The sequence below is a fragment of the Pseudomonas sp. PDM19 genome, from assembly GCF_014852215.1.
Lineage (GTDB): Bacteria > Pseudomonadota > Gammaproteobacteria > Pseudomonadales > Pseudomonadaceae > Pseudomonas.
Genome location: NZ_JACVBG010000001.1, coordinates 255,061 through 281,014, shown reverse-complemented (window position 1 = coordinate 281,014; position 25,954 = coordinate 255,061). Strand labels below are relative to the sequence as shown.

At 65.6% G+C, this 25,954-nt stretch carries 23 protein-coding genes; 5 read left to right on the top strand and 18 right to left on the bottom strand.

All coding sequences use genetic code 11. The features are described 5' to 3' along the window. Nucleotides 1-4: 4 nt before the first annotated feature. The 18 genes from benC to IB273_RS01185 all read right to left on the bottom strand — a co-directional run bounded on the left by benC (nt 5) and on the right by IB273_RS01185 (nt 19,578). Nucleotides 5-1,018 carry a benzoate 1,2-dioxygenase electron transfer component BenC gene (gene benC / locus IB273_RS01270; protein ID WP_192222999.1) on the bottom strand — a complete coding sequence of 338 codons (1,014 nt, stop codon included), beginning with the start codon at nt 1,016-1,018 and terminating at the stop codon, nt 5-7. Nucleotides 1,019-1,096: 78 nt separating this feature from the next. Beyond that, nucleotides 1,097-1,582 carry a benzoate 1,2-dioxygenase small subunit gene (gene benB / locus IB273_RS01265; protein ID WP_225610057.1) on the bottom strand — a complete coding sequence of 162 codons (486 nt, stop codon included), beginning with the start codon at nt 1,580-1,582 and terminating at the stop codon, nt 1,097-1,099. Then, complete coding sequence (benA, locus tag IB273_RS01260; RefSeq protein ID WP_192222997.1) at nt 1,582-2,949, bottom strand: benzoate 1,2-dioxygenase large subunit; 1,368 nt, start codon at nt 2,947-2,949, stop codon at nt 1,582-1,584. The genes benB and benA overlap by 1 nt, the downstream gene beginning before the upstream one ends. Before the next feature lie 150 nt (nt 2,950-3,099). Further along, entirely contained in the window at nt 3,100-3,543 is a 444-nt protein-coding gene (locus IB273_RS01255; protein ID WP_151186606.1) for a cupin domain-containing protein, read from the bottom strand. A 355-nt stretch (nt 3,544-3,898) separates the two neighbouring features. Next, nucleotides 3,899-4,852, bottom strand: coding sequence for an AraC family transcriptional regulator (locus IB273_RS01250; protein ID WP_192210872.1), 954 nt, complete (start codon nt 4,850-4,852; stop codon nt 3,899-3,901). Nucleotides 4,853-5,073: 221 nt separating this feature from the next. Continuing rightward, on the bottom strand, nt 5,074-5,487 hold the full coding sequence (locus tag IB273_RS01245) for a type IV pilin protein (RefSeq protein WP_192222996.1): 414 nt from the start codon (nt 5,485-5,487) through the stop codon (nt 5,074-5,076). Nucleotides 5,488-5,499: 12 nt separating this feature from the next. After that, entirely contained in the window at nt 5,500-9,825 is a 4,326-nt protein-coding gene (locus tag IB273_RS01240) for a pilus assembly protein (RefSeq protein WP_192222995.1), read from the bottom strand. Between the two features lie 31 nt (nt 9,826-9,856). Then, complete coding sequence (locus IB273_RS01235; protein WP_081516592.1) at nt 9,857-10,399, bottom strand: PilX N-terminal domain-containing pilus assembly protein; 543 nt, start codon at nt 10,397-10,399, stop codon at nt 9,857-9,859. Beyond that, entirely contained in the window at nt 10,396-11,172 is a 777-nt protein-coding gene (locus IB273_RS01230) for a PilW family protein (RefSeq protein ID WP_081516591.1), read from the bottom strand. The genes IB273_RS01235 and IB273_RS01230 overlap by 4 nt, the downstream gene beginning before the upstream one ends. A gap of 1 nt (nt 11,173) precedes the next feature. Next, nucleotides 11,174-11,704 (bottom strand): type IV pilus modification protein PilV, encoded by a 531-nt coding sequence (pilV, locus tag IB273_RS01225; RefSeq protein WP_139791490.1) that lies wholly within the window; start codon nt 11,702-11,704, stop codon nt 11,174-11,176. Nucleotides 11,705-11,727: 23 nt separating this feature from the next. Beyond that, nucleotides 11,728-12,240, bottom strand: a complete 513-nt coding sequence (locus tag IB273_RS01220) for a GspH/FimT family pseudopilin (RefSeq protein ID WP_081516589.1) — start codon at nt 12,238-12,240, stop codon at nt 11,728-11,730. 279 nt (nt 12,241-12,519) lie between these two features. Then, nucleotides 12,520-13,869 (bottom strand): MFS transporter, encoded by a 1,350-nt coding sequence (locus tag IB273_RS01215; protein ID WP_192222994.1) that lies wholly within the window; start codon nt 13,867-13,869, stop codon nt 12,520-12,522. A gap of 291 nt (nt 13,870-14,160) precedes the next feature. Continuing rightward, nucleotides 14,161-15,003, bottom strand: a complete 843-nt coding sequence (locus tag IB273_RS01210) for an IclR family transcriptional regulator (protein WP_017519476.1) — start codon at nt 15,001-15,003, stop codon at nt 14,161-14,163. 245 nt (nt 15,004-15,248) lie between these two features. Next, a complete protein-coding gene (gene zapE, locus IB273_RS01205; RefSeq protein WP_192222993.1) occupies nt 15,249-16,328 on the bottom strand; it encodes a cell division protein ZapE in 1,080 nt (359 codons plus the stop codon). Next, nucleotides 16,318-16,923: a protocatechuate 3,4-dioxygenase subunit alpha gene (pcaG, locus tag IB273_RS01200; RefSeq protein ID WP_192222992.1), complete on the bottom strand. Its 606-nt coding sequence runs from the start codon at nt 16,921-16,923 to the stop codon at nt 16,318-16,320. Before pcaG ends, zapE begins: the two co-directional genes overlap by 11 nt. Nucleotides 16,924-16,935: 12 nt before the next feature. Further along, complete coding sequence (gene pcaH / locus IB273_RS01195) at nt 16,936-17,655, bottom strand: protocatechuate 3,4-dioxygenase subunit beta (protein WP_192222991.1); 720 nt, start codon at nt 17,653-17,655, stop codon at nt 16,936-16,938. Between the two features lie 117 nt (nt 17,656-17,772). Continuing rightward, nucleotides 17,773-18,702 carry a pca operon transcription factor PcaQ gene (gene pcaQ, locus IB273_RS01190; RefSeq protein WP_192222990.1) on the bottom strand — a complete coding sequence of 310 codons (930 nt, stop codon included), beginning with the start codon at nt 18,700-18,702 and terminating at the stop codon, nt 17,773-17,775. A gap of 6 nt (nt 18,703-18,708) precedes the next feature. Beyond that, nucleotides 18,709-19,578, bottom strand: coding sequence for a helix-turn-helix domain-containing protein (locus tag IB273_RS01185; protein WP_192223785.1), 870 nt, complete (start codon nt 19,576-19,578; stop codon nt 18,709-18,711). A 117-nt stretch (nt 19,579-19,695) separates the two neighbouring features. Here IB273_RS01185 and pobA point away from each other — a divergent pair, with 117 nt between their 5' ends. The 5 genes from pobA (at nt 19,696) to IB273_RS01160 (ending at nt 25,949) form a co-directional block, all read left to right on the top strand. Next, the gene (gene pobA / locus IB273_RS01180) at nt 19,696-20,880 is read left to right on the top strand and encodes a 4-hydroxybenzoate 3-monooxygenase (protein WP_192222989.1); all 1,185 of its coding nucleotides are present in this window, start codon (nt 19,696-19,698) and stop codon (nt 20,878-20,880) included. Between the two features lie 423 nt (nt 20,881-21,303). Continuing rightward, nucleotides 21,304-21,540 (top strand): hypothetical protein, encoded by a 237-nt coding sequence (locus IB273_RS01175; RefSeq protein ID WP_192222988.1) that lies wholly within the window; start codon nt 21,304-21,306, stop codon nt 21,538-21,540. A gap of 265 nt (nt 21,541-21,805) precedes the next feature. Beyond that, the gene (locus tag IB273_RS01170) at nt 21,806-23,713 is read left to right on the top strand and encodes a di-heme-cytochrome C peroxidase (protein ID WP_192222987.1); all 1,908 of its coding nucleotides are present in this window, start codon (nt 21,806-21,808) and stop codon (nt 23,711-23,713) included. A gap of 401 nt (nt 23,714-24,114) precedes the next feature. Next, nucleotides 24,115-25,269 (top strand): catalase family protein, encoded by a 1,155-nt coding sequence (locus IB273_RS01165; protein WP_192222986.1) that lies wholly within the window; start codon nt 24,115-24,117, stop codon nt 25,267-25,269. A 59-nt stretch (nt 25,270-25,328) separates the two neighbouring features. Next, nucleotides 25,329-25,949: an HNH endonuclease gene (locus IB273_RS01160; RefSeq protein WP_192222985.1), complete on the top strand. Its 621-nt coding sequence runs from the start codon at nt 25,329-25,331 to the stop codon at nt 25,947-25,949. Nucleotides 25,950-25,954: the final 5 nt, after the last annotated feature.

Sequence of the window (25,954 nt, the reverse complement as noted above, 5' to 3'; positions counted from 1 at the left end):
CCCATCAGGCCGCGCTCGCCGCAAACTTCTCGTAGTAGAAATTCGCCGGCGTGATGCCCTGCTCGCGGATGTACTGGCTGACCGCCTCGACCATCGGCGGCGGGCCGCAGAGGTAGATGTCCACCTCGCCGTCGTGCAGGTGCGCCGGCTCGATGTGCTGGGTGACGTAGCCCTTGCGCGGATAGCTGCTCTCCGGGCTGGCCACGCAGGCGCTCCAAGTGAAATTGGGGATGCGCGCGGCGAAGGCTTCCAGGCGGTCCATCTCCACCAGGTCGAAGTCATGGGTGACGCCGTAGATCAGGTGCAGCGGATGTTCGCTGCCACGCTCGGCGATCTGTTCGAGCATCGCGGTGAAGGGCGCCAGGCCCGTCCCACCGGCCAGCAGAAGCAAGGGCCGCTTGATCTCGCGCAGGTAGAAGCTGCCCAGCGGGCCGGCCAGGAACAGCGCGTCCCCGGCCTTGGCCAGACCGGTGAGGAAGCTGCTCATCAGGCCGCCCGGCACGTTGCGGATCAGGAAGCTGACCTCGCCGTCCTTCTGCAGCGAGCTGAAGGAGTAAGCGCGGCTTTGCTCGCTGCCCGGCACCTGCAGGTTGACGTACTGCCCCGGCAGGAAGGCCAGCCTGCTCAGCGACTCGCCCTTGATCGACAGCGCGATGGTGCTTTCGGAGAGCTGGCGCACCGCGCTGATGCTGGCCTCGAAACTGGCCTGGGCGGTCTTGCAGACTTGCGAGGAGGCCGGCACGCGCACCACGCAATCGCTCTGCGCGCGCATCTGGCAGGTGAGCACGTAGCCCTGCTCGGCTTCGTCCTCGGTGAGCGCGTCCTCGATGTAGTCCTGGCCCAGGTCGTAGCGGCCGGCTTCGGCGAAGCACTTGCAGGTGCCGCAGGCGCCGTCGCGGCAATCCAGCGGAATGTTGATGCCCTGGCGGTAGGCCGCATCGGCCACGGTCTCGCTGGGGCCGGCGTCGATGAAGCGGGTAACGCCGTCTTCGAAATTGAGGGCGATCTTGTGGTTCATGGCGTGTACCTCGGTGCCGCGCAGGCAGCATCGCGCGCGGCGAATCCACGCACGCGCCGCACAGCCTGCGACGGCGAATCAGATGTGGTAGATGTCGATGACTTGCCTGACGTAGTCGTTCTTCAGCACAACCTTCTTCGCCTTTACCAGCGGCTGCTCGCCACGCACATCGAGCGTGTAGAAGCTGGTGCCGAAGTAGCTGTCGAGTGTCTTGTAGCGGAAGCTCAGGGTGTGCCAGTTGAAGCGCACCTGGCACTGCCCGTCGGCCTCGCCGAGCACCTCGATGTTGCTCAGGTTGTGCGAGGTGCGCGTGTCCGGCAGGGTCGCGCTGGAGCGCTCGGTCTTGATGCGGAACACGCGGTCTTCCAGGCCGCCACGGCTGCCGTACCAGATCAGCGAGATTTCCCGCTGCGGGTCTTCGGTGAGCTGGTCGCGGTCGTCCCAGGAGGGCATCCAGAAGGTGGCGTCGGCGGCGTACAGCTCCAGCCACGCATCCCAGTCCTTGTCATCGAGGTAGCGCGCTTCGCGGTAGAGGAAGTCGCGGACGCTCTCGTAGCGGCTCATCACACGCCCTCCTCTGTCACGGCGATGCGATTGGCCTGCTCGGCGGCCAGCGCATCGATCATGGTCTGCTGCCAGTACTGGTGCTGCAGCACGAACAGGCCTTCGTCCTCGGTGCGTACGCCGGACAGAGCCGGCGCCAGGTCGATTTCCCGCGCCGCATCGTCGGCGCCGTCGATCCAGTGCTGCGCCCCGCGCGACATGTCGTTCCAGCCGCCCGCGCTGCCCTGGTAGGCCTGCTGGCAGGAACGGAATTCCTCCAGGTCGTCCGGCGTGGCCATGCCGCTGACGTTGAAGAAGTCCTCGTACTGGCGGATGCGCTGGGCACGAGCCTCGCTGCTCTCGCCCTTCGGCGCGATGCAGTAGATGGTGATTTCGGTGCGGTTGACGTCGATGGGCCGGGCGATGCGGATCTGCGAGCTGAATTGGTCCATCAGGTAGACGTTGGGGTACAGGCAGAGGTTGCGCGAGTTCTCGATCATCCAGTCGGCGCGGGCGCGGCCATGGTCGCGGGCCAGTTCGTCGCGGCGCTCGAAGGCCGGGCGCGCCTCGGGGTTGGCCCAGCGGCTCCAGAGCAGCAGGTGGCCGTGGTCGAAGGAGTAGAAACCGCCGCCATGCTTGGCCCAGCCACCGGCGCTCATGGTCTTCACTTCTTCACCGGCTTCGCGCTGCTGGCGCTGGTTCTGGGTGGCGGCGTAGTTCCAGTGCACCGAGCTGACGTGGTAGCCGTCGGCGCCGTTTTCGGCGGTGAGTTTCCAGTTGCCTTCGTAGATGTAGCTGCTGGAGCCGCGCAGCACTTCCAGGCCTTCGGGGGACTGGTCGACGATCATGTCGATGATCTTCGCCGACTCGCCCAGGTGCTCCACCAGCGGCTTGACCTCGGCCTTCAAACTGCCGAAGAGGAAGCCGCGGTAGGACTCGAAACGCGCCACTTTCGTCAGGTCGTGGGAGCCTTCGCAGTTGAAGCCTTCCGGATAGCCGGCCTCGGCCGGGTCCTTGACCTTGAGCAGCTTGCCGGAGTTGTTGAAGGTCCAGCCGTGGAACGGGCAGGTGTAGCTTGCGCGGTTGCCGGACTTGTGTCGGCAGAGCATGGCGCCCTTGTGGCTGCAGGCGTTCAGGAAGGCGTTGAGCACGCCGTCCTTGTTGCGCGCGATGAAGACCGACTGGCGACCGATCATCGTGGTCAGGAAGTCGTTCTTCTCGGGGATCTGGCTTTCATGGGCGAGGTAGACCCAGTTGCCTTCGAAGATGTGCTTCATCTCCAGGTCGAACAGGCGCGGGTCGGTGAACATCTCCCGCCGGCAGCGATAGACGCCTTTGGCAGGGTCTTCCTCAAGCAGCGAACGCAAGTAGTCGATACCCAGGGACATGGCCGGGGCCTCCGTTGTTATTGTTCAGGCAGGCTCAGGTTAGGGCTGGGTTCGGCGGGGCAATATCCGCTTTGTGCAGAGTGCTATCCGTTTTCTGCAGGGTTGCCGTGAAGCCGCAACGAAGGCCCGCGCGAGCAGGCCGCCGGGAATTCAGAGGTGGAAGATAACGCCGTATTCAGCGGCCACTTCGACGGTCTTCGGTACGTCCACGGGGCCGGGCGCAAGCTCGCGATCCAGGGCGCGGAACATCTCGATGGCCTGGCTCTGGGCGCCGGTGATTTCGAGCATCTCGCCACCGCCGGGGCCGAAGTTGAAGCCATGCAAGGTGCCGGCGGGAATGTGGATCAACGTGCCGGCCTGGCAGGCGGCCGTGCGTTCGGCGACCGTGAAGACGACTTCGCCGTGGAGCACATAGAAGGACTCGTCCCAGTCATGGGTGTGCGACGGCGGCCCGGCACCCTCCTCGCCTGCCTGAAAGGTAATCCGCTGCGCCGCCGAGTCGGTGTCGGCGACCAGCACGTTGATGCGGATGCCGACGACATTGAGGGCCGGGCTGCGCGCTCCCGGCGAGAGAATGAACGGGGTGGGATTCATGGACGCGACCTCGCTGGGATTGCGCAGGAATTGCGCACGCCTCTTCCCAGTACAGCCCCACCCCGGCAAGCGAAGCGGGGAATCGGAGGAACGGCAGCACGTAGGGCGCATAACCCGGAACGGGTTATCCGCCGGCCACCTCGCGGCGGATAACGCTGGCGCGTTATGCGCCCTACCAATCGGCTTTCGCAGGAATGGCCTGGTGCCCTGCCGCCTTCCCCGGCGAACGCTTGAGTAGGATGGGTGGAGCTTGCGATACCCATGCTGTCGGTGCGCCGGAATTGATGGGTATCGCTGCGCTCCACGCCATCCTACGTTGGTGCTCAAGCATAACGTCGGCGTGAGCCAGCAGAGATCAGCTGCGGCGCTTGAGCGTCTCCGAGGGCAATTCGCCGAACTGCTGGCGGTAACCTTCGGCGAAGCGCCCCAGGTGCAGGAAGCCATAGTCCAGCGCCAGCTCGGTGACGTTGCGCACCGGGCAGGCCGGGTCGCTCAGGCAGGCGCGGATGCGCTCCAGCTTGAGGCGGCGGATGTACTGGCGCGGCGTGGCGCCTGCATGCCGCTCGAACAGCGCGTAGAGCGAGCGCAGGCTCATTGAAGCCTGGCGCGCCAGCGCTTCGACGTCGATGTCCTCGCGCAGGTGGCCCTCGATGTACGCCTCGATGCGTTCGAAGGAAGCGCTGGCACCGGCAATGGGTTCGCGGCTGACGTTGGTCTTCAGCAGAGTCAGCAGCTTGCTGGCGACTATCTGCTGGTAGTGCTCGTCGACCCGCGCCAGGCGTTCGCCGGCTTCGGACTCCTGGCAGACCATCGACAGCAGGTTGACGAAGCCTTCCAGATCGCCCAGCTGGTAGCGGTTCTCGGTGAAGCGCACACCGGCGCGCGGGTGGTTCCAGCGCTGCTCGGCGCAGACGGCTTCGAGCAGGGTCACCGGAATCTTCAGGATGAATTTCTCGCAGTCGTCCGAGTAGGTCAGGTCGACCGGGTCGTCCGGGTTGATCAGCAGCAGCTCGCCCGGCGCCAGGTAGTGCTCCTGGCGCTGGCCGCGCCACAGGCAGTGGCCACTGAGGAGGATCTGCAGGTGGAAGATGCTCTCCAGCGCCGGCGAGGTGACGCGCACCGCGCCGCCATAGCTGATGCGGCACAGGTCGAGGCTGGCAAAACGCCGGTGATTGAGGCTGGCCTGGGGATGGCCGTGGGCCGGCAGGCGCAGGTCGTGGGTGCCCACATGCTGGTTGACGTAGCCGGACACCGCATAGGGATCGGCACGCTCGAACACGCGGCTGCGCTCGCTCAGCAGGCTTTGCATACAGGCACTCACTCTTGTGGTTGGCCGCGCTCTTCGTCGCGGCTCGTGCGCCCAGTCTATGCCGTGGCCCGGAATACGGGCATCGGCCGGGATGGACGGTCGTGCGGGTAATCCAGGTGCAAGGCAGGCCCGCGAATCCGCTTCACCCTAGGGGCCGGTACCGGCCGGCGCAATTCGACCTGTGGCGCAGTGTTCGCCAATCGCACGCTTTCGTCGCCCACTCATTGCCAGCAGGTGGTGCCGGTTCCGGTGCCGGTATTGCTGCGAGTGCCGGCCTGGTCGAGGCTCAGGCTCAGGCACGGCGTATCCTTGGCCTGGGAGCCCGTGGCGGTGGCGGTGAGCGTGTAGGTGGTGGCGGTGATGTTGGAAATGGCCAGGCTGTAGTACTGCAGAGCGTTGACATTGCTGGTCATGTTCAGCGCGGCGGCAGTGCTGGCGTAGGCATTGTTCTGCGAGTAGTAGCGCTCCTGCCGGGCCGCCGCCTCGCTGAGCACGGCCTGGGCTTCGACCCGGTGGCCGCGCAGCACGTAACGCTGGTAGCTGGGGAAGGCGATGGCGGCGAGGATCGCCACTATCGCCACCGTGACCATCAGTTCGATCAGGGTGAACCCCCTCTCCTGCCGACGTTGCTTCATGCTTTCTCCCTGTCAGTTGGCTGGCTGGATCTGCCAGGTACGCCGGCCGCTCACGGTGCCGGAGTTGGTGCGGATGGCGTCCGGCAGCAGGTTGGTGCCGCCGCCCTCGCCGCCGGTGTAGGTGTAGCCACCGGAGACGGTGATATCGCCACCGCCGGTGATGAACGCCGAGAGCGCATCGAAGCTGCCGTCGTTGTTCAGGTCGAAGACGTTGTACGGCGTCAGCCCGCCGCGCTCGGGATCGATGGCGTAGCGGGTGCCGGAGAGGCCGGCGGCGCAGGTGCCGGTCTGCGGCGTGGAGCTGCTGAAGATGAGGGCGGAGCCGTAGAGCGTCATGTCGTAGATCTGCCGCTCGCCGGCCACCGGGAAGTCGAAGTACCAGCCCCATTTGTTGACGTTGGCATCGGCGGTGTTGCCAGAGGTGTCATACCACGCCACTTCGTTGTTGCTCAGGGTGTAGGTCGAGGTGCTGTTGAAGGTCCCCGTGCTGAGCGTCTGTGCCTGCAGGTTGCTGCGCGTGCGCGCCGCCGTCAGTGAGGAGGTGGTGGCCTCGCCGGCGATCTTGCGGTCCCAGATGCCGTAGACACTCTGTTGCGCCGTGGAGGTCTTGTCGGCGGTGAGCAGATAGCGGCCCGTGCCGAAGGCGACGATGTAGCCGGTGCCGCTGGGGTGATCGACCAGCGACGGCGCGGTGGTGATCGGTTGGCGCGTACCGCTGGCATTGCGCGCAACGTACAGCGGGTTGCCGCCGAAGGAAACGGCGTATCGCGCCTCCGAGGCCGTGCTGTTGAGCGGGTCGCCCCCGCTGGTGTCGATCAGGTCGAAACGCCAGAGGTTGCCCAGCAGGTCGCCGCCGTAGGCATAGTCGGCGATGCCGTCATTGTTGGCGTCGGCCACGAACAGTCGCGACAGGCCGTTGTTGAGGGCATCCAGCGAGGCGGTCTCGGCGGCGGTCAGGCTCGGCGTGGCGGTGATCTTCTTCAGCAACGCACCGGTCTGGATGTCGATGATCAGCAGCGACGCAGTGCTGCTGCCGATGTCATAGCCATTGGGCACCAGTGCCACCCACTTGCCGTTGTGCAGGCGCGCAATGGACGGCCGCGCCGCCGTGTAGCCGAGGCTGCTGTCGTTGTCGCTGGTGAACTCCCAGAGCAGCCTGGGCGCGGCAGGGTCGGTGACGTCGAGGGCGAACACCTCGCGGCCGCCGGCGCCAAGGCTGCCCAGCAGGACCTTGTGCCAGGCCGAGCCGTAGTAGACGTCGGACACCACGGGCGTGCCGTCGACGAAAAAGCGATGCTCGGTGCCTTGCTGCTTGCCGTAGTCCGGCGCGGTGAGGGCGTTCAGGTTGGGGATCACCGCGCTGGGGATGAAGGCGAAGATCTCGGCGCCGGTGGTCGCGTTGAAGGCATGCAGCATGCCGTCGTTGGCGCCGACATAGACCACCGAGGGCTTCGCCGCCAGCGCGGTGGCGAACGCCGCATAGGTGGTGCTGCCCTCCAGGGCGTCGGCGCGCGAGGACAGATAGTCGGAGCCGCTGACCAGCACCGGTGCCGAATTGATCATGTCGCCGAGTAGCGTCGTGCGGGTGCGGAAGGTGTTGTTCTCACCACGCAGGAAACCGACCCGCGCCTGCCCCTGGGTATCGACCACACCGGCAACGGTGCGATTGAGCTGGGTCTGCTGGGCGGCGGTCAGGTTGCTCCAGTTGAAGGCGGTGAGCGCTCCGCTCTTGGCGAACAGGATGTTGCGCGCGCTGGGTGTGCCCAGTTGCGCCGACGCCCGCCACAGCGTGGTTGTGGTCGTGGTGACGGCGCCGGAGCTGCTGGTGGTCATGGTTCGCTGCTTCTTCAGCAGGTCGCCGGTCCAGTCGCCGGTGACGAAGCTGGTGCCGTAGGTGTAGCTGCCACTGTCCAGCGACTGGGAGTCGACCGCCACGGCGGCGACCGACGTATTGAGCTGGAGGATGTCGTCGAAGGCCGACTTGAGCTGGGAGGCGAGTTTGCTGGGGTTGCTGACCAGGAAGTAGTTGTCCGGCACGCCATCGCCGTCGCGGTCCCAATTGGTGAGGTCGGTCTTGCCGTACTTGGCGGCGTACCACATGGGGTCCTGCAGGCTGGTCACGGCGGTAGTGGCCGACGGCGTGAAATTGCGCGTGTGGTAGGCCGGCCGGTTGCCGCTGAGCGCGCCGCTGCTGCCACTCAGGCCAGGCAACAGCGCGCAGGTGATCGACGAGCAGTCGCCGGGGGACCGGCCATCCGGAGTGTCGAGCCGGAAACGCGAACTGCCGCTGCCACCGCCGGTGACCTCCAGGTACACGCCATCCTTCGTGGTGCCGGCCATGGTGTAGCCCATGTGCGATTCATCGCCGGCCACCGAGTATTCGGTCTGGCTGGTCACGTCCACGGTACCGTCGCTCCTGGCCGTCACCGTGTAGAGCACGATGGCGTCCATGTCGTAGTCACGGCCCTGTGCGGAGTCGTCGTAGACCACGCGGAAGGTGATGGAGGTGAGGTTGCCGGCGCTGTCGCGGGTCAATGTGTCGATGTAGAAGCCGGTGATCTGGCTGACCACGCTCTGGCTGACGTTCATGCTGAACGGCACCAGGCGCAGCGTCCCCTTGCTGGTCTTGATGCGGATGTTGGGCAGGGTCGAGGACTGGGCGATGGAGAAGCTCTGCACCCGGTTCGAACCCGCGGTGGTGAGCGCGTTCTGGCTGCCGAAGAAAGACACGGCCGAGGTCGCGTAGCTGCCCTGGCGCGTGGGCTCCTCGGCAAGCCCGCGAATGGTGGCGAAGCTGCTGGCGGTCTTGGCGGTGGGCGCCGAGTCATTGGTGCCGCCGGACTGGCCGACGTTCACCGAGGCACTGCCGCCGACCTCGCGGCTCCACAGGGTGGCGCCGATGCTGGCGAAGTTGAAGCTGATGTCGTTGGTCGGCTGGCTGTCGGTGCCCAGGGAGCTGCCCGGCACATCCGAGTCGTAGCTCGGGTTGACGTCGCTCATCAGCGTCATGAACGGCCGGGTGCAGGACGGGTAGGTGCTGTAGGGGTTGGCCCAGCTGGTCAGGCTGGAGAGGCCCAGGTTGGTGTCGGCTGTGCCGGCCGCGTAAGCCGCGGTCGGCGCCTTGCCGGCGTAGTAGCGCAGCGTCTCGTAGGCCATCTCGCCGAGCGGGTTGCCCCAGTCGACGCACTTGCCGTTGGTCAGCGGATTGAGGTTGTAGCCGCTGGAGTCAGTGCAGCCGGCGGAAAACACCAGGCGGTCGAGGTTGGCGACTATGCCGCTGTTGTTCACGTAGCAGCGGCCGTTGAGGCAGCCGGTGCCGGTGGTGGAGTCGGTCAGAAAGCGCCCGGTGGAGCTGTTGTATTCGTTGCTGAAGGACGCCGCCGCCTTGCGCACCACGCCACCGCGCAGGTTGTTGGCGTAGGTGCCGGTGACCAGGCCGAAGTACATCTTGTCCGAGGCGCCGTAGTCGTGGAGCACACCGGTAGGTTTGTAGAGGTTGCCATACTGGGCGCAGTTGCTTTCCAGCAGGCCGGCCACGCACACCTGCACCCGGACGTTGAGGTCGTACGCAGGGATGATGGTGGTGTCGCTGTTGGTGGTGCTGGTGACGGTGTTGGTGCCCTGCGCCGACTCGCGCGACACCCAGCCCCAGATCCGGTAAGTGCCCAGCAGCGCCTGCTGCAGGCTGGTGATGATCCGTAGCCTCGGCGCGGCGCTGCTGTTGTAGGAACCCAGCGTGCTGGAGCCGATCGAGGTGTTGGCGAAGAGCACGTACTTGCCGTTGGTGGGGACCGGGATCGGGGTGTAGTCCGCCAGGCTGTAACCGTCGCGGGCGACGCTCAGGTACTCCTTGCCCCAGCTGTGCGCGTCGTTGGGGATGAAGGCGCGCTCGAGCACCGTGGAGAAGGCGCTGTCGGTAGAGCGGTAGCCGCCGTAGAGCACCTTGCGCAGCACATCCTGGCGCGACATGGTGAGGTAGTTCAGGTAGTCGCCGCTCCAGCGGCCAACCGCGCTGGTGCACTTCTTGGTGCTGGTGGCGCTGGAGGGCGCGAAGGTGCCGCTCAGCACATCGTAGATGTAGCACTTGTAGGAGTCGAAGTAGCCGGTGTAGTCGATGCTGGGCTTGTAATAGGTATCCAGCTGGCCGTCGCCGTCGATGTCGGAGGCGTCGTTGTAGGCCGGGAAGTAGAGCTTCTGGTCGCGGCCCACCACCAGCATGTTCATCGGCGGCGCGATGTTGCTGACGAACAGCGGCGTCTGCGCCAGGGACGCGCCCCAGGCCTGGCCACCCGCCAGGCAGGACAGCAGCAGGAACAGCGTCGCACGCAACGACTTCATGGTGTCGGCATCCTTGTACGACCGGAAAAATTCACTGGATCACCAGCCCGAAGGTCGAGCGCAGGCACAGCGCGTCAGCACCGCAGGCCTTGCTGGTGGCCGTACCCTTGTAGGCCTGGGAGTTGACCTCGTAGTAGTAGGTGCACCCCACCTGCCCCTTCGACAGGTAGGAATTCGCGCTGCCTCCCGCGCCGCCCTTGCAGTTGTTGGAGATGTAGCGCAGGTACCAGCGCGCACTGCGCAGCAGGCTGGTGCCGCCTTCCATGCCGGAGTACAGGTTGGACTTGCTGAAGTCGGTGCTGTAGTTGGTCGCCGCTGCGGTGAAGCACGGCGAGGTGCCCGCCGTGCAGTTGTCCAGTGCGCGGGTACTCTTGCGCAGGCGCCCTTCCCCTTCGCGCAGCGCGGACTCGGCCGCGCTCATCAGCCGTTGTTGCTCCAGGCGATTGCCGGTCATCCGCCCTTCCAGCTGCATGCCGCGCATGCCGCTGACGGCAGCCAGGGTGATCAGCAGCAACATCACCAGCGCGACGAACAACACTGCGCCACGCTGCCGGCGGGAAGACAGTCGTTTCATGGCATCAGGTTCCTCAACATGCTGGTGCCGCTGACGATGCGCCGCACGGGCCCGTCGCCATCGGTGCAGGCCTTGCTGCCGTAGAGGTCCTGCCAGCGCTGGCAGGTGGTGGCAGCCAAGCCGCCGCTCACCGAGCTGCTGCTGGCCAGCAGCAACGCGTAACGCAGACTGCGCACTGTCTGACCAGCCGCCGGCGTGGCGACGTACTGCGCCACCTGGCGATTGAATTCGTCGCTCTCGCTGTCCACCCCGAAGTCGAAGCGCAGCGCCACCACGTTCTCCACCAGGCTGGAACCGTTACAGGTCAGCTTGCCGTTGCTCAGGGTGAGTTTCTCGACCACGTTGTTGCTCGGGCTGTAGTTGCTGTAGGGCTTGTTGACCCCGGCGCGGCTGGCCAGCGATGCGCCGGTGCAATCGACGTCAGTGGTGTCGCGCGGCTGGTAGCGCAGGCAGACGGTGTTGGCATCCACCCGCACCAGCGCCTGGCCGGCTGCGAAGACGCAGCCATTGCTGGTCTGCGCGGGAAACGCGGCGGTCATGCGCGAGGACGGCAGGCGCCGGTAACCGGCTTTCGACAGGCGCCCATCAAGCATCTGCTGGGCGTAGCGCGCGCTGTCCTGGTTCTGCGCCTGGCCATCGAAGTAGCGCGAACGGTTCTGCCCGTCGAGGAACATCTGGGTGATGCCCAGGATCAGGAACAGGCTCAGGCCCATGGAGATCATCAGCTCGATGAGCGTCACCCCAGCCTGGGCACGCACGCCTGACCTGCGCATCCTAGGGTTCCTCCCGCAGCACGTAACGGCAGATGGTGTTGTCGCCGGTGGCGTTGGCGTCCAGGCATTCGCCGGCCTTCACCCGCCAGGCCAGCTGGATCTCGATGGCTGACCCGCTGTTGCTGCACTTGCTGCTGCCATTGGTGCGGCAGACATAGAACTCGCTGGCCAGGCCGGAAGCGCCCGGCAGCGCCTGGTTAACCCGCTGCGACCAGCAGGCCAGGCGCTGGCTGGCAGTCAGCGAAGCCAGTGAGGCGCAACTGCTGGGAGCGGTGGGAAATGACGCGCTGGCAGCCTTGTAGTAGCCCCAACTGGTCGGTGGCACCACCTGGGCCGCGCTGCCGTCCTGGGTGGAGTAGATATCGGTGCGCATCATCTCCATCAACTCGTCCGCCAGCTCCGCCGCGTTGCTGCGCAGAATGGTGTCCTGGGCATAGGCGATGGTTCGCCCCTGCATCGCCAGCATGCCGAGCACGCCGAAGCAGGTGACCAGCAGGGCCACCATCACCTCCACCAGACTGAAGCCCGCCATGTTCCGCCTCGCCGTGCGCCCTATCATTGGCCGGTTGCTCCCTGCAGGCTGATGTAACCCGAAGCGGCCACCTTGATACTGAATGCCTTGCTGGTGCCGCTGCTGGAGATGTCCAGGTCAGCCGCCGCGGCGCTGCCATCAGGCTTGAACGAGAGGTTACTGATGGTGCTGCTCACGCTGAGGCTGCTCGGCAGGTCCAGGCGCTGGCTCACCGAGGTGGAGGTGATCGAACCACAGGTGCTGGCGCGCACCACCACCCACTGCAGGTTTCCACTGCTGGGGCAGAGCGTGAGGGTCTGTCGGGTGTTGACCGCATCCGCACGGGACGCCTGGAGCAGCCGGAAAAGCGTCGATGCGCCGCTCTGCACACGGCTGGATTCGATCAGGTAGCGAAAACCTGGCAGGGCCACGCCAGCGAAGATCGCCAGCAGCGCGACAACCACCATCATTTCCACCAGGGAGAAGCCTTCCTGGCGTCCGGGGCCCCGCCGCGATTTCAGGCGGGAAAATGAGCATCCAACTGCATGAAGAACCATGGACTTTTCCAACGATGGTCAGGTGGCCGGGCCCCGTGTGGAGCCCCCCTTTTGGGGTGCCAGGACAAAGATTGGCTATTGGTCCGACAGCAATTTCTTCAGGGAGTTGAATCTATTTCAGCGAAACGGGGCGATTTTTCGACCGTTCACTCCCACCCAGAGACCGTTCATCCTATTGACGCCAGAACAACCGACATTGCGTCGAGCTCTGCAGCGTAGGAAACGTTCGCCAGCGGAAGGGCCACGACCTTGCATCGCGGCCCCTTTCAGACGCGTCCGTCAGGTCGCGTCGGCGTGGCTCACCAGCCCCTTGATCAGCACCGCGGCGGTGGCGATGGCGGCGGGCACCATCAGCGCGGTCAGCACCTGCTCGAAGTTCCAGCCCAGGCCCAGCAGCGTGGCGCCGATCCAGGCACCGAGGATGGCGCCGAAACGACCAATGCCAAGCATCCAGGAAACCCCCGTCGCACGACCCTGAGTCGGATAGAAGCGTGCTGCCAGCGACGGCATGGCCGACTGCGCGCCGTTCACGCACATGCCAGCCGCCAGCACCAGGGTCGCCAGCAGCGTGACGGTGCCCAGGCTCTGCCCCACGCAATAGGCGAACACCCCGGCCAGGCAGTAGAAGATGCCGATGACCTTGTGCGGATTGAAGCGGTCCATGGCCCAACCGACCGCCACCGAACTGAGCACCCCGCCGAGCTGGAACAGCGCACCGATGAAGGCAGCCTGTTCCATGCTCGCGCCGGCGTCGCGCATCAGCGTCGGCAACCAGCTGGTGAGCAGGTAGACGATCACCAGGCCCATGAAGTAGGTCAGCCACAGCAAAAGGGTTCCGGCGCTGTAGGTGCCGGAGAAGATCACCCTGAACACGTTGCGGCTCTGCACCGTCTTCTGCTCGGGCACGCTGAAGTCACGGGCGGCAACCACCTCGGCCGGCGCGATGGGCGCCAGGGCGCGCTTGACCTTGTCCGCCCCGCGATTGCGCACCACCAGGAAGCGCGCCGACTCCGGCAGCCACACCAGCAGCACCACCGCCAGCACCAGCGGCAGCACGCCGCCGAGCAGCAGCAGGCTGTGCCAGCCGTAGGCTGGGATCAGCTTGGCGGAGACGAAGCCGCCGGACGCCATGCCCAGGTTGAAGCCGCAGAACATGCTGGTCACCAGCAGCGACTTGAGGCGCTCGGGGGTGTACTCCGAGAGCAGCGTGGTGGCGTTGGGCATCGCCGCGCCGAGGCCGATGCCGGTCAGCAGGCGCAGCGCCATCAATTGCTCGAGGTTGCTGCTGTAGGCCGAGATCAGGCTGAACAGGCCGAAGAGGAACACCGCCACCACCAGCACGCCCTTGCGCCCGAAGCGGTCGGCCAGCGGGCCGGAGCCCAGGGCGCCGAACACCATGCCGATCAGCGCGGCGCTCATCACCGGGCCGAGGCTGGCGCGGTCGATGCCCCAGTCCTGGGTCAGCGCCGGGGCGATGAAGCCCATGGCGGCGGTATCCAGGCCGTCGAGGAAAACGATGAGGAAGCACAGCAGCACGATGCGGTACTGGTACAGCGACAGCGGCTGGGCGTTGATGAAGGACTGGACGTCGAGGGTGCCGGCAGCGGGCACGTGGGCAGAGCTGGTCATGCGAAGACTTCCTGCGAATGCGTCGTCGCGGGAAGGCCGGCTGGATCGCCCTGCACTCCCGCAAGCTGGACAGGAATGAGGCGCGAGCCGGTGGACGCACGGACCGGCGGATGAAGCAGGCACACAGGGGCCATGGCTGACGCTCATTGTTGTTATTGCCCGTCCGGCTGGACGGGTCGCTCAACAGTACGAAGAGACGTTCAGCCGTTCAATTCGATAATCGCGCCTGTGGGCGGTTAGCGAACAGGGAATGCCAGAGGCCAGCGAAAGGCGTGCAGGCCCTCCCCGCAGTCAATGGAACAGCCGCGTGCCCAGCTCGCGGCTGGCCTCCAGCAGCACTGGCAGGAAGCGCGTCTCCAGCTCCTGGCGCGACACCCGGCCGGCATGGGTGCCGACGTTCAGCGCGGCCAGCACCTGGCCGGCGGAATCCTTCAGCGGCACGGCGATGGAGCGCAGGCCGACCTCCAGTTCCTGGTCGATGATCACCCAGCCCTGCTGGCGAATTTCGGCGATGCTCGCGCGGAGCATTTCCGGGGTGTGCACGGTGCGGCTGGTCTTCACCTGCAGGTCGGCGTGGGCGAGGTAATCCTCCAGTGCATCGTCGTTCAGCCCGGCGAGCAGGATGCGGCCCATGGACGTGCAGTAGGCCGGCAGGCGGCTGCCGACGCTAAGGTCCACCGAGATCAGGCGCTGCGGTGTGGCCGAGCGGGCGATGTAGAGAATCTCGTCGCCTTCCAGCGTGGCCATGGAGCAGGCCTCGTGCAGTTGTTCGCTGAGGCGGTCGAGGATCGGCTGCGCGGTGACTGCCAGCGGCGTCGAGGACAGGTAGGCATGACCGAGGGTCAGCACCTTGGGCAGCAGCGAATAGGTGCGGCCGTCGGAGGTGACGTAGCCCAGCTTCATCAGTGTGTGCAGGCAGCGGCGCACGGCGGCGCGGGGAATCTCGGTACGGTGGCTGATCTGCGCGATGGTCAGGTGGCGCTTGCGCTCCTGGAACGCATGGATCACCGCCAGGCCACGGGCCAGCGAGGTCATGAAATTCGGGTCGCCGGTGAAGGCCTCGATGCGCTTGGCGGGCGAAGCGATGATCGGCGGCGCGAGGGGCGGCAGGCTGGCACGGGGAGCGTCGGTCATTGTTGTTGTCCTGGCAGGCGAATGCCGGGCGATTATCGACACGCACGGGCGATTATCGCAACACGAATGACCGATTATCGAACAGAGCTTGAGAGCGCGCGCAGAAGCGAACTCTGTCTCCGATGGTTCCCGCTGGCACTAAACCTGTAGGAGCGCGCCATGCGCGCGATCGCGCCCACATCGCCTTTCTAAAAAGCGGCCCGCTCCTACAAGGTGAATCCGCCCCCCAATGGCACCCCTGAGGCCTACAGCGGTTCCAGCTTCAACTGCCGCAACCGGCTCAGCGTGCGCGAGAAGTCCAGCGCCGCCCCACCCGCCGCCAGCTCCTCCAGCGGCACCGTGGCGAACAGCTGCAGCTTCAGCTGCCGGTCATAGGCGATGTCGATGAAGTTGAGGAAGCGCATGCTCACGTCCGGCGGGTAGTCCGCCAGCGGACCGAGACCGCTCACCGCCATGCGCGGGTAATGCTCGATCAGCCACAGGTAGTCGCTGGCCGAGCGCGGACGTTCGAACATCTCGCTGAAATCCATCCACGCACAATGATCGTCGTGGGCATGCACCTTCAGCGGGTGGTGGTTGACGCTGAGCGTTTCATTGAAGTGCGCCTCGTCCGCCAACCCCAAGCGCGAATCAATCAACTCGATATCATCCGTCGTCGCCGGCCAAAGATAAGTGCCCCACTCCTCCAGCGACGTACTGTGCTCGCGGTAGTCCTGGCCGGCATCCACCGAAATCACGTCGAAGCGCTTTTCGATCAGCTCGATGGCCGGGCGGAAGCGCTCGCGGTACAGCGGGTTCGGACAGAGATTTTCCGGCTCGTAGTTGGACGTACAGACCAGGCCTACGCCCTCGTCCACCAATACCTTCAGCATCCGCCCCAGGAGCATGGCGTCGCCGATGTCGTGCACGTGGAATTCGTCGAAGCACAGCAACCGGGTTTCTTCAGCGATGGCGCGGGCGACGCGCACCAGCGGGTCGGACTGCCCGGTGATCGCCAGCATGCGCACCTGCAGTTCCTGCAGGAAGGCATGGAAGTGCACGCGGCGCTTGGCCTGGGTCGGCGCGGCAGCGAAGAACTGGTCCATGACGAAGCTCTTGCCGCGCCCCACCCCGCCCCAGAGGTATACGCCGGCGACAGGTTTGCGCAGGAAGCCGTGACGGCCGGCGAGGAAGTCGTCGAGCCAGCTGGCGAGGTGGTCCACCGCCGCCATCTGCGCATCGTCCGCCCGGTAGCCGCGCTCATCGAGCGCGGCGGCGAAGTGCCGCCGGACACGGTCGGCGACCGGTTCGGCGGATGTTTCCTGTAGTCGTGTATCAGAAGTCAAAGAACACCGTTTCCGCATTTCCCTGGACGCGGATATCAAACCGGTAAGCGAGCTTCCCGTCCACCTCGCAACGCTTTGCGATGAGGGTTTGCCGACGTTCGGGCTGCTCGATCAGATTCAGCACCGGGTCCACCGCGTTCGCCTGCGCCTCGTCCTCGAAGTACAGGCGGGTCTGCAGGTGGATGTTGATGCCACGGGCAAACAGCGACAGGTTGATGTGCGGCGCCATGGGCACACCGGCGGCGTTTTTCACCACTCCGGGCTTGATGGTCTGCACCTGCCACTCGCCGGCATCGAAGGTCGTTGCCGTGCGTCCGAAGCCATTGAAGGGCTTCTCCTGATCGTAGGCAGCGTCATACACACCTTCGTGATTCGCCTGCCACAGCTCCAGGAAGGAGTCGCGGATCAGATGGCCGTTGCCGTCGTACACATGGCCGATCAGCAGGATGTGTTCGCCGGGCGCGCCAGGCTTGACCATCTCGCTCCAGATTTCCTGGTCACGGGCCGGGTTGCCGGCGGCGGAAAGCGCCAGGCCGATGTGTACGTACGGGCCGGCGGTCTGCGAGGGGGTTTCCGGCAGCAGTTCGATAGGCATGGTCGGTCCTCCTCACTGGTTCTCGAAATGGGTCTTGCGTTGGCCGCGCAGCACGATGTCGAAGCGGTAGGCCAGGCAATCCATGGGATTGGCGTTGCTCATGTCGAGCTTGGCGATCAGCGACTCCACCGCGTCCGGGTTGGCGATGGACTTGACGATGGGGCACATCGGGATCAGCGGGTCACCCTCGAAGTACAGCTGGGTAATCAGCCGCGTGGAGATCGACGGGCCGCTGATGGAGAAGTGGATGTGCGCCGGGCGCCAGTCGTTCGGGCCGTTGCGCCACGGGTACGGGCCGGGCTTGATGGTGCGGAAGACGTAGCGCCCTTCGCTGTCGGTCAGCGCACGGCCGACACCGCCGAAGTTCGGGTCCAGCGGCGCCAGGTAGCGGTCGTTCTTGTGCCGGTAGCGGCCGCCGGCGTTGGCCTGCCACATCTCCACCAGGGTGTGCGGCACGGGCTTGCCGTACTGGTCCATGACCCGGCCGGAAACGATGATGCGCTCGCCGATGGGCAGGCCACCGTTGTTGAAGTTGAGCAGCAGGTCGTTGTCGTGATCGCCCATCTTCAGGTGCGAGAAATCCGGGCCGCTGGTTTCGGAGACCGATTGCGGAATGCTCACCAGCGCCTGGCGCGGGGAACGGGCGATGGAGGTCTTGTAGTCGGGGGTGAGGGCTTTAGGGTGCCAGTTTCGGTCACGAATGACGAAGCGGCTGTTCTCCGCGTCGGACATGTCGGTCTCCTCTTGTTGGATTTATAGGAGCCTGTTGCATCAGGCAGTGCGACGGAGTGTCGCCCGCAAGCCCGACGCCGAAAACTGAAAAGATGCCCACCATCCATAACCATTCAGTTATGGATAAGCACCCTCACGGTACGCTTCGCCGACCTCGCGCAGCACCTCCAGGCACCAGTGCGCGCCGAGCGAAAGCGGCAGCGTCGAGTTGCTGCAAACCCCTACTGAACCGCCCGGTTCCTGTACATCCAGAGGCAGTTCGACCATCTCGCCGGAACGCAGGTCCAGGCGCACCGAATCCAGCGGGGCGATCCACAGTGCGTCGCTGGTCAATACATAACGGCGGCTGAGTACCGTGGACAGGGTCTCCAGTCGACGACGCGGCTGGCCGAGGCCGCTCTGCACCAGCAGGCTGTCGGCGGACTTGCGGATGGTGGTGCCGGCCAGCGGCAGCACCAGCGGCCAGTCGTCCAGCGCCGAGGGCGGCAGCGGGCGACCCAGCAGCGGGTGCCCGGCGCGGGCCACCAGGGTCATGGATTCGCTGTACAGGTGTTCGAAGGCAAGACCCTGGATCTGCGGGCTTTCGGTCATGCGGCCGACCACCAGGTCCAGCTCGCCCACGTGCAGTTGCGAGAGCAGGTGCGCGCTCGGCCCGGTCACCACGCTGACCACCAGCGCCGGGTGGCGCTCGTGCAGGCGCCGCACCGTCTCCGGCATCAGCAGGCTTTCCACGGTGGAGAGCACGCCAAGGCGCACGGTGCTGGAGGCGTACTCGCCGCCGCGCAGGCTGTTCACCCCGTCGCGCAACGCCTGCACGCAAGGGCCGGCGTAGCGCAGGAAGGCCACGCCGGCCTCGGTCAGGCTGGCGCCGCTCTTGCCGCGCTCGAACAGGCTGGCCTCGAGCAGGTCCTCCAGCTCCTTGAGCGTCTTCGAGATGGCCGGCTGGCTCACCGCCAGGGCGTCCGCCGCCCGAGCCAGGCTGCCCTGCCGGGCCACTTCGAGGAAACACACCAGGTGACGGAACTTGATACGCGAATCGATATTCATGGCGGCTCAACGCGGCTCGCGGAACGCGCGGGGCGAGACCCCGGCGTAGCGCTTGAAGAATCGGGAGAAGTAGGCGGGTTCGGAGAAGCCCAGGCTGTCCGACACCTGCTGGATGGTCATGGCTGTGTACACCAGGTTGCGCTTGGCCTCCAGCAGCAGGCGCTGGTGGATCATCTGCAACGCCGACTGCCCGGCCAGTCGCCGGCACAGCGCATTGAGGTGCGCGGCGCTGATCCCCAGCGCCGCCGCGTAATGCTCGATGGGCCGGTGTAAACGGAAGTCCTGCTCGAGCAGGCGGGAGAACGCATGCACATGCTCGACGCCGCGATCCTGCTGGCTCGCCTGCGCGCGAGCCTGCTCCAGCGCCCGGCGGCTGAGCCAGACCAGCAGCATGTTGAGCAGCGACTGCAGCATCAGGTCGCGGCCCGGCGCCTGCTGGGCGTACTCACGGTCGATGGACTCGAACAGCGCATCCAGCTGGCGCTTGCCCTCGCCCACCGTGAAGCACGCCGGCTGCTCCAGTACCGGGCTCTGCAGCAGGCCGCCGAGCTGCTCGGCCAGCGGCAGGCCCATGCTCAGCACCCAGCCCTGCACGTCCTCGGCAAAGCGGAAGCCGTGCACAGCCAGCGCCGGCGTGACCTGCAGCGAAGCCTCGCGGACTGGCGTCACCCGCCCTTCCACTTCCAGCTCCGCCGCGCCGGACTGCACATACAGCAACTGCACCAGATCGCCATGCCGGTGCGGGCGGATTTCCCAGTCATGCAGGCGGCTGCGCGAGGCGATGGATTCGCAGTGGATCAGGTCCGGCGTCGGCCACACCGTCGTCTCGCCATACAGGCGGAACACCGGGACCGGCGTGTCAGCGCGTTGTTCGATCACCGCCCACATCCATGAAAAATCCAAGAAGACTGTTGGAAATTACCTTCAAAGGCCGATCTCATCCACAAAAAATGCAGGAGACAAAAACAACAGCGCTCTCCAAGGAGCCACCCCATGAAGACTCAAGTCGCCATCATCGGTGCCGGTCCTGCCGGCCTCCTGCTTGGCCAGCTGCTGCACAAGGCTGGCATCGACACCGTGATCCTCGAACGCCAGACGCCTGACTACGTGCTCGGCCGCATCCGCGCCGGCGTACTGGAACAAGGCACCGCCGACCTGCTGCGCGAAGCCGGCGCCAGCGCGCGGATGGACGCCGAAGGCCTGCTCCACGACGGCTTCGTACTGGTCCTCAATGGCCGCCGCGAGCGCATCGACCTCAAGGCCCTCACCGGCGGCAAGCAGGTGATGGTCTACGGCCAGACCGAAGTCACCCGCGACCTGATGCAGGCCCGCGCAGCCAGCGGCGCGATGAGCGTGTATGAAGCGGCCGACGTGGCGCTGCATGACGTAACCAGCGAAAAGCCCTACGTCACTTTCACTCACCAGGGCGAACACGTGCGCCTGGACTGCGACTACATCGCCGGCTGCGACGGCTTCCACGGCGTGGCCCGGCGCAGCATTCCCGCCGAGCGCCTGAGCGTCTTCGAGCGCGTCTACCCGTTCGGCTGGCTCGGCCTGCTCAGCGACACCCCGCCGGTCAACCACGAACTCATCTACGCCAGCAGCGAGCGCGGCTTCAGCCTGTGCAGCCAGCGCAGCGCTACCCGCAGCCGCTACTACCTGCAGGTGGGGCTGGAAGAGAAGGTGGAAGACTGGTCCGACGAACGCTTCTGGGAAGAACTCAAGCGCCGCATTCCCGAGGACGCCGCACGCCAGCTGGTCACCGGCCCGTCGCTGGAAAAGAGCATCGCCCCGCTGCGCAGCTTCGTGGTGGAGCCGCTGCAATACGGCCGGCTGTTCCTCGTCGGCGACGCCGGCCACATCGTCCCGCCCACCGGCGCCAAGGGCCTGAACCTCGCCGCCAGCGACGTCGACGCGCTGCACCGCATCCTCGTGAAGGTCTACGGCGAGGGCCGCGTCGACCTGCTGGAACAGTATTCGCCCATCGCCCTGCGGCGCATCTGGAAGGCCGAACGCTTCTCCTGGTGGATGACCTCGATGCTGCACCAGTTCCCCGACAGCGACGCCTTCACCCGGCGCATGCTGGAGACCGAACTGGACTACTTCCTCGGCTCCGAAGCTGGCCGCACGACCATCGCGGAAAACTACGTCGGCCTGCCGTTCGAGAAAGTGGTCTGACGGCATTTCTCCAGCCCCGTAGGGCGCATAACGCGCCAGCGTTATCCGCCATTCAAGAGCCGGCGGATAACCTGTTCCAGGTTATTCGCCCTACGATTCTGTAGGAGCGAGCTTGCTCGCTCCTACAAGCAGCCCGCTACTATCCTTACTACTCCAGCCACACCGCTCGCCGCGACACCGCCGGAGGCCGTCATCGACCCGGATGAAGCGAACTTCCTCAGCTACCTGCTCGCCGAAAGCGGCGACGGTGACGCGCGCGCCTTTGCCACACTGTACCGCAGCACGGCCTCGCGCCTCTACCCACTGGCGCTGAAGCTGAAGACCGATCAGACAGAAGCCGACGCCCTGCTGGTCGACACCTTCCTCCACGTCTGGACAGACGCCGATCGCTATCACCCCACGCGCATCGCCGCGCTGGACTGGATGATCGCCCTGCTCTACCAGCTCGCCGACCACCCTTCCCCACCAGCCAGCGACGAACCCTGGCCAGAACTGCCACCACCGGACGAACTCTGGCCCGCCATCCACGCGCGCATTCCCGATGACGAGGCCGACAGCCCCGGCCTGCGCTGGCCGCTGATCATCGCCAGCGTGGTCGGTGTGCTGATCGGCGCGGCGATCTGCCTGAGCCTGCTGCTGGAGCTGCGCCCCGCGTCCTAGGCATTCACCTGAAGGGCGATGGGTATCGCTTCGCTCCACACCATCCTGCGACGTGCCACCTGCCCACCTTGGAGCTTTCCGCAGGATGGGTGGAGCGCAGCAATTACCCATGCTGTCGCTCTTCGAACAAGGCCAGAAACACCCCGCCCCAGTCCCGTATCCCGCCATAAAAACCCTGAATTCCGTACGGCATCACCTTGCCAAGCCGCCGCGTACTTGGCATAAACGTCCGATTCTTTTTCGCACACATAACAAGGAAGTTTCGATGCGCATTATCGGCCGCGTCCTACTTGCAGTCCTGCTGCTGCTTTTGCTCATCGGGGGCGTCATCGCCTGGTACACCGCGCATCCCAATCTCCCCGAGTATTCCAGGCCGGAGAAGATGATCCACCTCGACCAGTGGAGCCCGGCAGACCGCGAAACCTACTACTACACGCCCCAGGGCACCCAGGTGAAAGGCCTGCGCTACGACTGGTTCACCCACCTCGAGCAGCCCTTCTCCAGGGACAAGTTCGCCAGCCCCGAAAACCTCGCGCGCTTCGGCTTCCTCATCGAGCCCGAGCAGATCGGTCGCGACGCCGACGACACCCTGGCGGCCACCTCCAGGAACCCCGGCAACCTGCCGGTCGGCTTCGCCCGCCACCAGGACGGCGAGTCCGGCGCCTGGTACCTCGACATCACCTGCTCCGCCTGCCACACCGGCGAGCTGCGCTACAAAGGCACCGCTGTGCGCATCGACGGCGGCGCAGCCATGCACTCCATCGCCTCCACCGTGCCTACCCTGCGCGGCGGCGCGTTCGGCCAGGCGCTGGGCGCCAGTCTTGCCTCCACCTACTACGTGCCGTGGAAGTTCGACCGCTTCGCCAAGGGCGTGCTGGGCGACCGCTATCCCAAGGGCAAGGCCGCGCTCAAGCGCGACGTGCGCAACGTGCTCGGCACCCTCGTCTCCACCGCCTGGAACGACACCCACCGCGGCCTCTACCCAACCTTGGAAGGCCCCGGCCGCGCCGACGCCTTCGGCCGCATCGCCAACAGCGTGTTCGGCGACGGCATCGACGCCTCCAACTACCGCGTCGCCAACGCCCCGGTGAACTACCCACAGGTATGGGACATCTGGAAGTTCGACTGGGTGCAGTGGAACGGCTCGGCCATGCAGCCCATGGCACGCAACATCGGCGAAGCCCTCGGCGTCGGCGCCACCCTGCGCATGTTCGAGAGCGACGGCAAACCGGTGATGGGCGATGAGCGCTACGCCTCCAGCGTGCGCCTGCGCGATCTCTACACCCTGGAAGAGACCCTCAAGCAGCTCAAGCCGCCGGCCTGGCCGAAGGACGTGTTCGGCGAGATCGACCTGAAGAAGGCCTCCCAGGGCCGCGCCCTGTTCCAGGCCAACTGCGTCTACTGCCACGGCCCGCACGTCAAGGAGCCAGGCGCCAAGGACTACATCGCCCCGGCCCGCGTGCCCGAGTGGCGCATGAAGATGGTCCCCACCAGCGAGATCGGCACCGACCCGACCACCGCCGACAACATCGCCGACCACACCTTCGACGTGCGCCCGCTGAAGCTCAAGCTCGATGAGCTGCAGAACATGAACGTGGTCCTCGTGCCCAAATCCGACGCGCCGCTGGACCTGTCGAAGATCTCCGCCGCCAAGGGCCTGGCCTACGTCACCGCCTTCGTCGAGCAGCGCGCCTACCGCGACGCCCACATCAGCCCGCTGCAGCAGCAGGAAATGAACGGCTACGGCCTGCCCATCGGCGTCCGCGAACTGCGCGCCTACAAGGCCCGCCCGCTGGATGGCATCTGGGCCACCCCGCCCTTCCTGCACAACGGCTCGGTGCCCAACCTGTTCCAGATGCTCTCCCCGGTGGCCGAGCGCGACAGCCAGTTCTGGGTCGGTAGCTTCGAGTACGACCCGAAATACGCCGGATACCGCACCGAGCGCTTCCCCGGCGGCTTCCTCTACAAGACCAGCGTCACCGGCAACAGCAACGGCGGCCACGAATTCCGCGACGGCTGCCGCAAGGACGGCGCCATCGGCCGCGCCCTGTCGCCAGAAGAACGCTGGGCGCTGGTGGAATACCTGAAGGTGCTGGGCAACCCCGACTACGAAAGCAAGCTCGACCCGAACGTCCCCACCCCACCGTGGACGCCGGGGCCGAAGTGCGAGTGACGACACGCTTTTCGTAGGACCGAGGGGGACGCCTGGTCATTGCTCGCGAACAGACTCCCCGGCAGCTCCGGCGCTGGCCGGGTTCGCGAGCAAGCTCGCTCCTACATGTGAATGGCAACTCCCAGCCACCACCGAAACACCGATCCGCCCCCTCTCCCTCCGGAGCGGGGCGCGTAGCCAGGGCTGGGGTGAGGGCCAGCCCCCACTCTGAAGTCCCACCGAGTCGCCGAACCAGTTCCCTCTCCCTTCAGGGAGAGGGCTAGGGAGAGGGAAACGCCCAGCACCATTCCCCTCCCGCAACACCGATCCGCCAAGCAGTCCCCTCTCCCCAGAGAGAGGGTCAGGGAGAGGGAAGCTCCTGGAATCCCCTCCATAAAAAGAACACCAAAGGACCCCGTGCCATGCGCTCCCTGCTCACCCGAATCTGGCTCTTCCTCGGCAAATGGCTCGGCCGTCTGCTGCTCGCCGTCGCCGCCATCGGCCTGCTCGGCTGGGGCATCGGCAGCCTCTACTACGCGTGGAAATTCTCCGGCCCGGTCTCCGCCCAGGAACAAATCCCACCGGGCGAAGCCCAGCTCACCCAGGCCATCATCGAAGACGCCGTGCGCATCGTCGAACAGCACCGCGACAACACCCGCGTCCTGCGCGACGCCCACGCCAAGGCCCACGGCTGCGTGAAGGCCGAAGTCACGGTCGCCAGCGACCTCGCCCCCGGCCTGCGCCAGGGCGTGTTCGCCGAACCGGGGCACAAATGGGCGGCCATGGTCCGTTTCTCCAACGGCAACGCCTACCCGCAGTTCGACAGCGCCCGCGACGCCCGCGGCATGGCCATCAAGCTACTCGACGTGCCCGGCGCCAAGCTGATGCCCGGCAAGGGCCACGACACCGAGCAGGACTTCGTCATGTTCAACCACCCGGTGTTCTTCGTCCGCGACGTCGCCGAATACCGGCAGAACTTCGCCGCGCAAGCGAGCGGCCAGAAGGTCGCCGCCTTCTTCCCCAGCTGGAAGCCCAGCACCTGGGAAATCCGCCACCTGGTCATCGCCCTGCAGACCCTCGCCCCCGCCCCGGACAGCCCCCTGCAGGCCGGCTACAACGGCATCGCCCCCTACAAGCTCGGCGACGCCAACAACATCAAATACCGCGTCATCCCGCTGAGCGAAGGCTGCCCGGCCTACCAGCTACCCAAGCTCAACGAGAAGCTGCCCAACTTCCTGCGCACTGCCATGTACCAGCAACTCTCGGTCGACCGCATCCCCGCCTGCTTCGCCCTGCAAGTGCAGAAACAGGACCCGAGCAAGTACATGCCCATCGAAGACGTCAGCGTCGAATGGAGCGAGAAGGACTCCCCCTTCCAGACCGTCGCCACCGTCAGCATCCCGCCCCAGGACTTCGACAGCCGCGAACAGAACCTCGCCTGCGACAACCTCTCCTACAACCCCTGGCACGCCCTGCCCGAACACCGCCCGATTGGCGGCATCAACCGGCTGCGCAAGGCGGTTTACGAGGCGGTGAGTGTTTATCGGCATGAGCGCAATGGGGTGGGTGGGGAATGACCCAACCCATTCGCAAAGCGGTAGCACCTGATATTCAGCGGCAAGAGAGCTAGCGGTAGATGATGTTTCACGATTGGCTGATCGCCCAAGGCAAGAGCCAGAAGACCATCAAGCACTACACCGGCGCCATCGACGGGCGCCTAAAAGTTTTGGCAATGCACCTCGACAATGGTGACTTTGCGCTGGGCGATATCAAGTCCAGCGCGGCATTCGCCGACATTTGCCAGAAGTTCGATCCAACTGAGGAAATCCTGCCGCTCAACACGCGCGGAAAGGACATGTATCGCCGCGCCCTGGTTATGTACGCGGAGTACCGGGACAGCTCGCTGAACGAAGCGGCACTCGTCCAAGTCGACTTCCTGCAATCCGTGCAGAAAGCGCTTCAAGACTCAAGCGAGCAGCGACGGACCCGCCTGGCAAAAGCCCCAAAGATACCGAGCAAGAAAACGGTCCGCGCAGTGGTGTTTAACCGCAACCCCGATGTGGTCGCCGAGGTATTGCTACGTGCAGAAGGGAAGTGTGAGGGCTGCAAGGAGCCAGCCCCCTTCAAGCGCAAATCCGACAGCTCGCCGTATCTGGAGGTACACCACCGAATACCGCTCGCCCAGAACGGTGAGGACACGGTGGAGAACGCCATTGCGCTTTGCCCAAACTGTCACCGCGAAAGGCATTTCGGCTGAAAGAA